Origin of the sequence: Edaphobacter sp., assembly GCF_035763405.1 — a bacterium.
Classification (GTDB): domain Bacteria; phylum Acidobacteriota; class Terriglobia; order Terriglobales; family Acidobacteriaceae; genus Edaphobacter.
Genome location: NZ_DASUBE010000129.1, coordinates 1 through 12502 on the forward strand (window position 1 = coordinate 1; position 12502 = coordinate 12502).

The 12502-nt window shown below is 58.3% G+C and carries 11 protein-coding genes and 1 pseudogene; 3 read left to right on the top strand and 9 right to left on the bottom strand.

Annotation, left to right across the window (positions count from 1 at the left end; genetic code table 11):
• A partial coding sequence (locus VFU66_RS12735; RefSeq protein WP_326446640.1) for a DUF5597 domain-containing protein occupies positions 1–309 on the top strand: 309 nt, incomplete at its 5' end.
• Between the two features lie 302 nt (positions 310–611).
• A pseudogene (locus VFU66_RS12740) lies at positions 612–1281 on the top strand (integrase core domain-containing protein).
• 487 nt (positions 1282–1768) lie between these two features.
• Here the strand turns inward: VFU66_RS12740 and VFU66_RS12745 are convergent.
• The 6 genes from VFU66_RS12745 to cpaB form a co-directional block, all read right to left on the bottom strand.
• Positions 1769–3520: a hypothetical protein gene (locus VFU66_RS12745; protein WP_326446641.1), complete on the bottom strand. Its 1752-nt coding sequence runs from the start codon at positions 3518–3520 to the stop codon at positions 1769–1771.
• A 49-nt stretch (positions 3521–3569) separates the two neighbouring features.
• On the bottom strand, positions 3570–4358 hold the full coding sequence (locus VFU66_RS12750) for a glycosyltransferase family 2 protein (protein ID WP_326446642.1): 789 nt from the start codon (positions 4356–4358) through the stop codon (positions 3570–3572).
• A 136-nt stretch (positions 4359–4494) separates the two neighbouring features.
• Positions 4495–4695 carry a Flp family type IVb pilin gene (locus tag VFU66_RS12755; RefSeq protein WP_326446643.1) on the bottom strand — a complete coding sequence of 67 codons (201 nt, stop codon included), beginning with the start codon at positions 4693–4695 and terminating at the stop codon, positions 4495–4497.
• A gap of 237 nt (positions 4696–4932) precedes the next feature.
• Positions 4933–5364 carry a DUF192 domain-containing protein gene (locus VFU66_RS12760; protein WP_326446644.1) on the bottom strand — a complete coding sequence of 144 codons (432 nt, stop codon included), beginning with the start codon at positions 5362–5364 and terminating at the stop codon, positions 4933–4935.
• A gap of 76 nt (positions 5365–5440) precedes the next feature.
• A complete protein-coding gene (locus VFU66_RS12765) occupies positions 5441–6997 on the bottom strand; it encodes a type II and III secretion system protein family protein (RefSeq protein WP_326446645.1) in 1557 nt (518 codons plus the stop codon).
• On the bottom strand, positions 6994–7848 hold the full coding sequence (gene cpaB, locus VFU66_RS12770; protein ID WP_326446646.1) for a Flp pilus assembly protein CpaB: 855 nt from the start codon (positions 7846–7848) through the stop codon (positions 6994–6996). Before cpaB ends, VFU66_RS12765 begins: the two co-directional genes overlap by 4 nt.
• A 319-nt stretch (positions 7849–8167) precedes the next feature.
• On the opposite strand from cpaB, the gene VFU66_RS12775 reads away from it, so the two are divergent.
• Positions 8168–9622, top strand: a complete 1455-nt coding sequence (locus VFU66_RS12775) for a hypothetical protein (RefSeq protein ID WP_326446647.1) — start codon at positions 8168–8170, stop codon at positions 9620–9622.
• 508 nt (positions 9623–10130) lie between these two features.
• On the opposite strand, the gene VFU66_RS12780 is transcribed toward VFU66_RS12775, so the two are convergent.
• The 3 genes from VFU66_RS12780 to VFU66_RS12790 form a co-directional block, all read right to left on the bottom strand.
• The gene (locus VFU66_RS12780; protein ID WP_326446648.1) at positions 10131–10667 is read right to left on the bottom strand and encodes a TadE/TadG family type IV pilus assembly protein; all 537 of its coding nucleotides are present in this window, start codon (positions 10665–10667) and stop codon (positions 10131–10133) included.
• Positions 10667–11119 carry a TadE family protein gene (locus VFU66_RS12785; protein WP_326446649.1) on the bottom strand — a complete coding sequence of 151 codons (453 nt, stop codon included), beginning with the start codon at positions 11117–11119 and terminating at the stop codon, positions 10667–10669. The genes VFU66_RS12780 and VFU66_RS12785 overlap by 1 nt, the downstream gene beginning before the upstream one ends.
• Before the next feature lie 101 nt (positions 11120–11220).
• Positions 11221–12502: pilus assembly protein TadG-related protein (locus VFU66_RS12790; RefSeq protein ID WP_326446650.1), on the bottom strand; the 1282-nt coding region annotated here is incomplete at its 5' end.

The window sequence follows — 12502 nt, forward strand, 5'->3', positions numbered from 1 at the left end:
GGCTATAAGCTGGATATCAGCCTGGACCGCTCTTTTGGCGGACAAGTCAGTCAAGGTTACGGCCTGGTGATCGCAACGGGCGCCGACGAATTTCTGGGCGCTGGCAACGGCTTCCGCGTGAAGTTTTCGCCAGACTCGTCCGGGCTGCCGAATGTCGGGATCGGCTATGTAGAGCAAGGCAGTTATTCAAACGGTGACTGGATTCCCGGCCGTCGACTCAGTGGAGACGAAGATGACCAAGGCCAGGCCTGGCGTTTCGCAGCCGGGCACACCAGCATCGAGCGGGCGGTTGTGTATCGCTTCCCATAGGCTACGCGTGGAATTTGAACGCTCCTTCAGTCGCGCTTGCAAGAACGTTATCGAATCGTGCTTTGCGGAGAACAGTTTGGTGGTGACGACCTCTTTGTAGTTCAGTTGCCTCAGGTTGCGATAAATATTCACGAAGGTTGATTTGAAGCGTTTCCGGCTGATGCCATCCTGGAGCACCGGCGATCTCGACAGCCGCTTGGTGCTCGCGTGAAGCGGCGTGAACCGGGACCATACAGATATCCCGGTAGTTGGAGTGCCCGGACCAGTTGGTTTGATAGAAACTGGTCTTAAAGGAGCCTGAGATGGCACGAGGGAAGAAGCACACACCTGAGCGGGTGGTGAACCTGCTGCGGCAGATTGAGGTGGCTGTGGCCAATGGGAAGTCGACGGTGCTGGCCTGTAAAGAGGTGGAGATCACCGAGGAGACGTACTACCGGTGGCGCAAGGAATATGGGGGGCTGCAGGTGGACCAGGCTCGTCGTCTGAAGGAACTGGAGCAGGAGAACACGAAGCTGAAGCGGCTGGTGGCGAACCTGAGCCTGGATAACCTGGTGTTGAAAGACATCGCGTCGGGAAACTTCTAAACCCTGAGCGACGGCGCTGTGCGGCGGACCATGCGCAGGAGCATGGACTGAGTGAACGGCGGGCGTGCCGGAGCACCTCCGTTCCGACAACGGGCCGGAGTTCGTCGCCAGGGGGCTGCGCAAGTGGCTAGCCGATGCAGGAACGAAGACGCTATACATCGAACCCGGATCACCATGGGAGAACGGCTACTGCGAGAGCTTCAACTCGAAGCTGCGCGATGAGTTCCTGAACGGAGAGATCTTCTACTCGATGAAGGAAATCAGGGTGCTGGCAGAACGCTGGCGAGTTCATTACAACACCATCCGGCCACACTCATCGCTAGGCTACCGGCCGCCGGCGCCAGAGGCATGGATGGCAACGAGCTTGGGGTGTGGGGAGGCTATCTGAACTCAGAGATAGCTGCGCTACACTAACAATCGCGCTGGTACAAAAGATCGGGCAGGACGGTTGCCGGGAATTGCAAGGTACACTTTTCCCCAAGGGAAATCTTTGTGATTACAACCGATCAAATCTCCGGGACTGACCGATTCCTCTGTTTGTTGGTGTCCGCATTCTGTTTTTGGATGGCGGTGAGGGGTGTGAAAAAGGGTGAGGTCGAACTCGGGTTGGCCACTATAAGCAGGCGCTCTCGCGGGCCAATTGTTGTTTGGTTTGGGATTGTGATGAATGTTCTAATTGGCACAATGTGCCTGCTGTTTTCAATCTTCGGGCGCGACATCTGGAAATAAAGACCTGCATAAATCCCGTGTACTTCACACGCACTCCGAAACCGCGTTTCCAGTGTCCTTAGCGTTTCTTGCGTATTGAAAACTCAGTAACTTATTTAGAATCACCGCCGGGAGTAAACCCGACTCCCGCCGCCTCCACCACCTCTTTATCGCACCGTTCCAGCCGGTTGCTCTATCGGCTTATATGGGATGACGGTCGCTGGTATTGTGTCCGGCTCGACCAGCCACACGGTGCGGTCGTTGTAGTGATGGATCAGCTCCTGGTTTTCGGCATCGCCCATGTCCCATGCCCAGATCACCTTGCAGCGGTTGAGATCGCCGCAGTTGTAGACCCATGTAACGCGCGGGTCGTGTGTGGGAGAGTACCTCACAATCGCCAGTTGCTTTCCCGGAAGTTTTTCAAGTTGTTCTGCAACCTTCACCCGCTCCGCACCAGACAAACCGCTTGGTCCCACCCATCCCGAGATTCCAGCGGCTGGCCAGACGGCAAGGTGAAGATGGAGCGGTTCGGCGAACACACGTATCCCGCCCAGAACGACGCAGAGGGCAACTGTCAGCCGGACCATTGTTCTGCCAACTGGCTGCCCTTCAGGACGCCATACCCGCAAGTGACGCATGGCCTGCAATCCTATGGCGTAAAAAGCCGCGGTGAATGCAGCCAGGTAATGCGGTATCAAAAATATCTGAATCGCTTGCCCTGCCGCCAGAACAACAAGACACCAGATCAGAAAACGGATCCGGCGATCGAAAAATAGCCGGCGAAGCATGATCAGCGGAAGGAGTAATGCGATGCCCGTGAAGAACAGCACCCCTCTGCCGATCTTCAGCACCGTTTGCGGAACGAAGCCCTTTACGCTGTGGATGTCCGTATAGTTGGGCAGTTCCGCCTTGTAGTAGAACTCGCGCATAAGAGCGTGCCGATAGACAGGGTCTGGGCGCCGATGCTGCCAGATGAAATACGGAGCAATGGCATACTGCGCGCGATCAATTGTGTAAGGCAGCGTGGTTGGACTGCCAAAGGCGCGGTAGTTGTAGTACCCCATCCATGCTGCTCCGCAGACGACCAGCGCCAACGGAAGCGCGGTCCTGCGAAAGAGGAGTGTGGCAGTTGGGCGACCTTTTCCGATCAGCGCCCACCGTGCAAGAGCAATGAATACCGGAATGCCCAGAAGCACTCCATCCAAAGGACGGCAGATACCCAGTATCACGAAGCCAACCGCCATCAGCAGCGCGTAACGCAGCCGCACGGTCTTCATGAATCGCGGCAGCGCGCCAAGCACCAGCGCACCGCCAAGGGCAGCAATCGAACCAGCGCCAGAGTACGAATCGATCCAATAGCTGAACATCCCGATACGCAGTACTGCCAGCAGCCCGCCCAGGAGCGCCCACGATGGAGGAAGCCACGCCTGAAGCATCCAGCAGATGGCGGCGCTCATCAACGCCGTCACCGCAAGCAGGCCAAACCACGGCTCTCCCGTCAGCACCTTTCCGGCGGCCATCACCAGCCCTTGCGCAGGAAAGTACATCGACTGATACGTCGGCGTCATTGTCACGTGGATGGCTTCAAAATGCGTCCATAGTGCCGGCGTCGGGTTGGTCAGCCTGCCCGACGCAAACGTATCGGCCGCAAGCATGAAGCTGTGCCCATCAGGCGAGAATGGATGCGGCACAGGACACAGAGGAAGAATAGCGAGCCGCAGCAGGAGACCCGTCAGGCCTACAACAAGAACCGAGAGGCCCTTGCGGCGCGCCAGACGAGAAAATGCGTTCTCCACGCGCGAGAACCACGCTGAGCCAATCCGTGGCAGACAAAATGCGACGGCCACCGCAATCACGGTAAGGCCGCCCTCAATGTACATGATTGAAATGCCGCTATGCGTGGCCGGGGGCTGCACCATGTCCTGACAGTTGCCTTTCCTGAATTACACGCTACGCCGGACTGGAGGCCTACGGCCTGTGGGTAAGCTGCGAGTAATACTTAAGCGACACTTTCCTTCCAGTCGTATCGTAGAGCGGCGACCTTACCATCCCAGCCTTGTGCATCACGAATCCTGCAGTTGTCTTCAGCACGCCCAGCCCATACTTTACGCTGCGGCTGAAGTTGATCGACGAGGCTTCCTTAAAGTACTTCGTCGGGCACGAGATCTCTCCGATGCAAAAGCCAAACATCACCGACTGCGCGACCATCTGGTTGTCGAAGACGAAGTCGTCCGAGTTTTCCAACAGCGGCAGCGTCTGGAGCACATCGCGCGAAAAGGCGCGGAAACCGGTGTGATACTCGGAAAGCTTAACCCCCAGAAACAGATTCTGGAACGCCGTCAGCGCGCGGTTGGCAATGTATTTGTACAGCGGCATCCCGCCTTTCAGCGCGCCACCTCCCAGGATGCGCGACGCCAGCACCACGTCATACACGCCGCTCGCTACCATGCCTGCCATCGCAGAAACAAGCAGGGGCGTGTACTGGTAGTCGGGATGCACCATCACAACGATGTCCGCGCCGGCGGCAAGAGCCTCGCGGTAGCAAGTCTGCTGATTGCGCCCGTAACCATAATTCGAATCGTGAATGAACGTCTGTACACCAAGCTTTTCCGAAAGCTCCGCCGTATTGTCTTTGCTGGAGTCGTCCACGAGGATCTTAATGTCTACCGAGTCAGGGAGCTCCCTGACCGTCTGCTCCAGTGTACGTTCAGCGTTATAGGCGGGCATGACCACTGCCACGCGCTTTCCATCGATCATCGGACTACCCTCGCCTTGCTGTGAGGAAGAAATGAGGGGAGCGCACCGTGAGCGGAAGCCAACAGGCGTGTCTCCCCATAAGTTGCACTTCAATAGAGGCCGGATGTGGCTCCGGTCTTCTCAACAACACAGCAGACTAGGTCGCGCTCGTGGCCGTGGTCAGCGCCGTGCCGATCTTCGAAAATGCAGTATTGATGTCGGTGGCAAGCGTACCCATACCAGCCGTGGCGGCGAAGGCGATCAAAGCGACCACCAGCGCGTACTCGATCAAATCCTGGCCTTTTTCATCGAGCAGGATCTGAAGTTTTACGGAAAGCTTCAGCAGTGTGTCTTTCATGTGAGTCCATCTCCCATAAGGTGTGACATAGATCCAGCCTCGGGCTGGTTTGTCCTTATCTATGGCAAGTGAATAGCCACTCTCACGCAATCGCTATGCCCTTAGGAATGAATGGCTTGCTCGTTTCGTTCCCACTGCTCTGTTAACTGGCGTATACACGCCTGCCCCAGAGGTAGCACAACGTTTACATGCGCAGAAAGGTGCTACATCCACCCCTCATTTCGCACACTTGCGGCTCTATTCCCGGATTGGCGGTATCTCCTGAGGAGTGAACGCCAGGTTGTCTCCGGGCTGCGTCCGAGAGGCAAGAACGACGCCCGAAGGCAGCTCAATGATGGAGTGCGCCGAAAGACATCCTGAGACTCGCCAGGCGGGAACACCGCTCCTTACCTTTTTCACGATCTTATTGCGGTCAATGTACACAAGGTCGATGGGGAACCTCATGCCGAAGGTGTGGACGGCTTCGCAGGGAACGATCCACAAGCCCCCGCCAACCGGAAGAGCATCGCGCCCCAGCAGGCCCTTATTGCGCGCCGCGCCGTGGTCGGCGACCTCAGCAGTGTCTGCAAGGACCGTCTCGCGGGTAAGATTTGCAATCTTGAATCGGGCGATTGGCTTTGTTTGCGTGTCGCCTGAAAAGACGCTGGCGATCCAATTCATAAGACTCATTGGTTTCATCCGCCGTGTTGATTCGCACGCTCGGCCTTCTTGACCAGATCGCGCCGATCAGGACCCTCGCTACCTGCTATCGAGAACCCGAAGTGGACATGCCTCCGGTCGAGCCGCCGCCGACGCTGCCGCCGTAGCCGCCAGTGTCCGTCAGGGGCTTCTCCGGCTCCATGCTCTTGATTAACTCCTCGACAGGGACAGACTGCTTTTGCTGCTCTGAAGGCGTCGCGGCCACACTGGCCGCAGGGCCGTTTTGAGCTGTCCCGTCAGGCTGATGCATGGGTATCTTCGAGTTCGGCGGAAGGAACTTCTCCGGATAGCTCAGCGCAGGCAACGGCTCGCCGGCCTTGATAGGCTCGACAATTTCCGGAGTGATGAAGACCAGCAGCTCGGTATTGGTACGGTTCTTCGAGATCGACTGGAAGAATTTGCCAATGACAGGAATGTCGCCGACGAAAGGCAGTTTCTCGAAGGTCTGGGTCTCCTCGTTGTCCAGCAGGCCGCCAATCGCAAAGCTCTGGCCGGGGCGCAACTCAACCTCGGTGTTGACTCGCCGCACCGTAATGGCGGGCACGGTAAAGCCCGAGATCGTGATGGCGTGGGCAAAGTCCAGCGCGCTCACCTCTGGAGAAACCTGCAAACGGATGTTCCCATCCGGCATGATCGTCGGGATGAAGTTCAAACGTACACCGTACTCCTTGAACTGGAGCGTGACCGCACCCGCGCCACCGCCCGTAACTCCCTGCACAATCGGGTAGGGATATTCACCCCCGGCCAGAAAGCTGGCCTGCTTTCCGTTCTCAGCCAGAACATTCGGCTCCGCAAGTACCTGCGCGACACCGCTGTTCACCAGCGCCTTGATGGTCGCGCCCAGGTTGAGGTCAGGGCGGAAGAAGAAGAGGTTCAGTTCATCGCTGATCGTTGCAAGAGCAGATTGAGAACCACTCGGCACAGATACGGTAGGCGGCGAGAACTGGCCAGTCGAGACCGTGCCAATGGTGTTGGTTGCCCCCGTGCTGAAGAAGTTCAGGCCAAGCTGATTGGCCAGGCTGCGGTCCACGCTGGCAAAGCGCACCTTCAGCAAAATTTGCCGAGGACCGGTTGGAACATCGACGTACAGCAGATTGACGACCTTGCCCGCAGTCGAGCCAATCTCAACTGCGCGATCAGAGCTGGTGAGGTCTTTGACCGTTCCGCGCAGGAAGACCAGATTATTGACCATCGAGACATTCACATTCTGGCCGGGCAGCGCGGCTCGCATCTCGCGACGCAGGTCGGAAACATGGTCTTCAGAGACGAAGCGGCTGGGGTGGACGGAGACGTTGAAGAACTGACGCCCGCCTCCCTGCTCCCAGACAATCAGCGTGGTGGAACCAGCGGTCTTGCCGTTGACCATCACCTCGGTCGGGCTCACGGCCGTGGCCTCTGCTATGTCTCCCGAGCCAATCGCCACTCGCGTCACCGGCTGGTCGAAGTCCACCAACGCCGACTTCCCCATATCGACGGACAACTCGTTGGTGGAGTCGCGGCCCGCAGCAGCGGCGGACGCCTGGGCCTGAAGTGATCCTGTCAGGCACATTGCCAAAGAGAAGGCGATTAAATAAACGAGAGAACTCCGGCTGTGCGCTTTCACTGTTTTTCCTCGCCAGATGCAAATTTTTGTTCCGTCCGCTTCGAACCGTTCAGAACTTCAACCACATAAACACGGGAAGCCGGAGCCTTGGGCGCGGCGCGATGGACCACTGCGGGTTTGACAGCAGGCATCGAGGTCGCTCCGGTATAGAGCTGGGCCGTTGCCGTGACGGGAGGCGTGGCAATCTGCGTGTCCAGAGGATTGCGTAGCACAAGCTGGATGCGCGCCTCGGTGCTGGCAAGGGTGAGCAGCTCAGCCTGCTCCGGGCTGACGAGCAGGTTGACGACCTGGACCTGCTGCGGCTTCCCTTCCGAGTCGCGCTGGATGTCCGTGCCGGCCGAAAGCACCTGAATGTTCTGGAGGATCGTCTTCGACAGCGCGCCCTGCGACGAATTGTTACTGGCACCCGGAGGGTTGCCCGAGATCAGAACATCGACCCTCATTCCCGGAGTGACGAAGCCTGCGACGCCGACAACATCATTCACCTTTACGGCTGCGGCGCGCATTCCCTGTGGAATCGTAGCTGCGAGACCGCCGCCGGAACCGGGCATTGCCAGACGATTGTCGAAGATGGGCTCGCCTGCGTAGAGATTGGAGAGGACGCCGCGGCCGATGGCGTCCTGCTTTTTGAGGATGACACCTTTAGGCAGCGTGCCGGTGATCTCGATGGTGGATAGGTCAGAGTCTTTCAGAATGCTGCCGAGCTTGATGTCTGCGGCAGCGGCGACCACCCTCGTCGTCACCTGGCGTGTGCCTGCGATGCGGTGGCCAACCAGTTTGTAAACGGCGTAACTGCATGCGACAGCGATAATGAAGGCGCTTAACAGAATGATGAAGATTCGTCGGTTCATGCAGCGTTCCCCCGGGGCCGGGTTCGGCCAGCTCCGCTCACTCGGTACAGATGGCAATTCCTGTGCCAAAGAGAAGACCGTCGTTTTCTCGGAGAATCAGGGGTTTAGCCCGCGTCGCGGGAGCCAGGTGTGAACACGTGTATCCACCCGCGCACTCAATGTAGCTCGCAAGACACGGTTAACTAAGCGGTACACCAATTTAGCAGCGAGTTACAGGCTGCTCGGTTGGCGAGGAAATTGCTGTCTTGAAGAACAGTCCGGGTCGGGGAGCAGTGTCTCTTCTCTTCCCTGCTCGATTCCTGCCATGAATGCTTCCGGCATGATCGGTCTGTTCACGGAACCCTCGCCACCGCCGGCGAGAGGTCCTTCGCCTGCGCTCGTGTCCATTCTGGCGCATGGCTGCCTGTTCATTGCAATCATGTGGGTACGGCCTCCGCGTCCTGTGGAGCGCAAGGCTACGCCGCGGCGGTACGAGGTTCGCATCATGGAACTGCAACCGGCGAAACCGCTGTTGCAGTATGTCGAGCGGCAGGTTCCAAAAGCCGGCGAGCCTGCACCTCTGCGTGCGATGGCATCGAGCGGAAGTCCCGGTCAGGCGGCGGCTCCGCATGTTCCGGCTGATCTCTCGAAGCTGAAGAAGGCGATGCAGACGATCATCCAGCCGGACGCGCCGGACAATCTCACGCTTCCTCAGGTTGCAGTTCCTCAGGTCATGGTTTGGCAGGCTCACAACATCACCGTGAAGAAGATCGTCACGCTGCCGCAGCAGACTGTGGCGACGATCGCCGTCGTTCCTTCACTGGCTCCTCCGAACCTGGCGCAGAGGCTGGCTGATGTTCGCATCGCTCCGACGCCGACTCCGGCGAAGACTCCGCTTCCGCCTCCGAGCAACACGTCGCCTGTCACTGTTGCGGCGGCTGCTCCTGCTGCGGCGCGCATTCCGATGACTGCTTCCAGGGCGGCGATGCAGGTGGTTCCGACGAGTGCGGTGTCGCTCTCCGATGTTCAGTTGCAGCAGGGGACGATTGCTCTGCCTCCGGTGAATGAGGTCTCTCCAACGGTGTTTCAGGGGCCGCTCGCTCCGGGGCAGCAGGGCGGAGTGGCTCAGGTAGGGAGAGGTTCGGGGACCAAGCCTCAGAGCGGGACTGGGCCGGGGAGCGGGCCGGGAGCGGGTGCGGGCAATGGTGTCGCTACTGCGGGCGGGCCGGGCGGGCAAGGCGGAGTGAACAACGGGACGGGTGGTGCGGGCGGAGGCGCGGGGCTTGGAGCAGGCGGCGCGCTGGGCACGGCGGCGAATGGAGGTTATACGGTCGCTCACGTCACGCTGCCGCGCGAGGGAAAGTTCGGGGTAGTGGTGGTGGGAGCGTCTATCTCGGAGGACTATCCGGAGACGGTGGGGATCTGGAGTGGGCGGCTGGCTTACACGGTCTATCTGCATGTGGGGGCGTCGAAAAACTGGATCCTTCAGTACTCGATTCCGCGCTCGCAGGACGCGGCGGCCGGAGGCAGCGTGGCGAAGCTGGACGCTCCGTGGCCCTTCGACATTCTTCGGCCGAGCATCGATCCGGATCTGAACTCGGATGCGATTATGGTTCACGGGTTCGTGAACACGACCGGCGAGTTCGAACATCTCGCGGTGGTCTTTCCGGACGGGCTGGCAGAGGCTCACTTTCTTTTGCACGCTCTGCAGCAGTGGCACTTCAGGCCTGCGATTCAGAACGGTCAGGCGACCGAGGTTGAGGTGCTGCTGATCATTCCGAACGAGGCGGACTAGGGTACCCCCTCCCCCCTATTTTTGTGCAAAGTCCTTCGAACAAAGGACTTAGGTTCGGACCTCGGCGCACGTTCCGGGCCAAACGCTGAAAACCTCAGGAAACTCGGGCATGAAGGCGCTCAAAGTCCTTCAAACACACGGGTTATCCGTGTTGATTTTTGGCTGTCTGGCTGTCGAAGAGTTCCACCGCTTCTATGTTCTATTTTACAGGGTGCGTCAAGAGTGGGCTGTGGATTGGAGGGGTGATTGCGCACGTTTGGGGCATTTCCGTCTGAGGTGTAGTCCGGCGTGGGCCGATGCGAAACGCAGATTCCCTTCGGGAATGACAACAAGAAAAGCGAATGCAAAAACTACACGCAGATTCCCTTCGGGAATGACAACAAGAAAGCTATAGGGCTTTGGCGGCTGGCCTGGGGGGCTCTCGACTGCGGCAGCAATGAGCGCCGCCTTCGGTCGAGATGGCGTGCGTTCTTGGTGAGGTGGGGACTTGGTGGTGGAAGCAGAATTGTCAGTTCGAGATGACCATCACGGAGCTGCTGGACATGTTGAATGTATTGGCAGGGACGAAAGGAATAGCGAAGGGGAATGCATATTGCACTGTTACCTGTACGCTATTCCCGGGTTGCTTACAGGAATCGGATGTTCCACAAGCGGCACCTGTGTTGGTGAACCATGTTGAGTTGACGGTCATTTTGCTGGGGTCAATCCCGGGGAAACCGAGGTTCTGGACATAGGTAGCAATGTCACCGGTATTGTTGCCCCCTTGCGCGGTGCAGATTGCAGCGGTAGGCGCAGTGCAGTCCGTGGTAAACGAAGCACCACGCACGATCGCATAGCGGGTGCCTTCTCGCGCAGCTTCGGAGATGAAGTGATACGAATAGAGCGCGAGTCCGAACTCCATAATGCCGAAGAGAAGAGTAAGCAGGACGACGAGGGACAATGCAGTTTCAACCAGGGTTGCACCCGCCTCATCTTTTACGGCAGGCCTCAGGCTGGCGAAAGGCTCCCGTAGAGATCGTTGGCGGATTGTTGCGGCGGAAAGCATTATTGACCCACCCTCATGGTTGCCTGTCCGGTGAAGGTAAGCGTGTTCGGTATTCCCGGAAAATGAAACAAGGTGTCTACATTTGCTGAGGTGTTCACCTGCACGTCTACGAGAACGCGGTTGGGGGGGACAGAACAGGCGGCTGGGTTGGTGTTGGTGACAGTGCAACTGGAGAGCTGGGTTATGTTCCCCGTGGAGTCTTCGCAGTAGCACGTGAGAGTTGCCGGACTCTGAACGTTGAGCACTTTGACGACGACACCATCCTGCCCATCTGCTTTCGCAGCCTGCGTAATGCCTGGGCCATTGGAGGCAAAGACAACGCTCTGAGCGGCGTATGCCACGCCAGCTCGGGCGGCATTGGAGACCTCGATAGCAGCATAGGCGAGGCGACCGAACTCAACAATGCCAAGAACGATGAGCGTTAACATGGGCAGCACAAGGGCAAGTTCCACGAATGCCTGCCCATTTTCTCCGCGAGGCATAACCGGCCGGCGCACGGCAGGATTGGCTGCCACGGTGCTACATCCGTTTGATTTGCCCGCTCTGTTCATGGCTACTCCACCAGCCTTACCGACGAGAGAATGTTGGAGGGATTAACCTGGTCATAGTCTGTAAGGGTTGCATTGCCAATCAGCGACAACGTATTGACCACGAAATTCAGTGAGATGGTTGCACCGGCGTTTCCCTGTAGGTTCACAGCAGCGTTCGGGGCATAGACGGTACCTTCAAGGGTTGAACCGGGGGTGCCGATCAGGTTCATCGGGGCTGTGTTGGATGGCGGCTCATAGAACAGAAGGCCGTCATAAGCTCCGGAAGTTGGCGCCGAGAGGTCGAGACTTGGGGTACCTGTCATGTTCGTTGCGCCTAACAGCACAATCGTGACCCCGGTTCCATTCAGCGTCGCTCCGGCCTGGAGAGCCAACGGACCATTAATGTAATAAATGCCTGGATCCAGGTTCACGGTCTGTCCACTGCCGATGGAGATGCCGTTGTAGCACCCTGAGGAAAGTTCAAGAGTACCCTGGGTGCCGAAGCTGGGAGTGGCGGTGCAACCCGTCGGAGGGAGAGGCGGCATCGGCGTATTGGCGAGCGGATCGCCAGTATTCGGGATGCCTGTCACCGGAGTTGAAGGCGTCAGGCTCACGTTCCCGGTGGTTGCATAGCCGCCTGCGATGCCGATTGACTGAGCATTGAGCGTTGCACTGCCTTGAAGGTAAAGAGCGGCGGTCTTTCCGCTGGTATTTTGACCGTAGTCAACAATCCCACAGGTCTGCACGGTGATATTGGCATTTCCGACGATGCTCAAGTCCGGCCCGCCTGTGTTGAGCGTGTAGATGCAGGATTGCGTTTTGCCATAGGCGGCGACTGCCCGGGAGCCCACTGTCATGGAACTCAGATTGAACAACCTCATGAAGATCGTTGGCTGGGATTGAGTGACGATGGCCTCAACGTAGCTTTTGTTGCCCGCGTGCGGGCCAGTTGCGGGCCCCCAATTAATTGTGACTGAGGCCCCGTTCACACCGTCCGCCATGCCATTCAGCGCAGACGCAGCCTTCCCTGCGGACGTGATGTTTGCAGAGTTGGAGAGTTGTGATTCGCCCGCCATGGCCGCTGCGTCGGCCGCAGTCTGAGTGAGCCTTTTTTCATGTAACAAGACGCCGACGTCGGTGGCGAGTGCGGTGAAGCCCAGCAGGCAGGTCATGCACAGGACGGTGATGATTAATGCCTGACCATCTTCATGTTTACTTTTGCGGATGAGTTGCATGGCGTTTCCTCCAGACGTGGCCTGGTGCGGAACTGCGCGGGTCGTGCCGATGAGGATGTGGCCCCGGTCG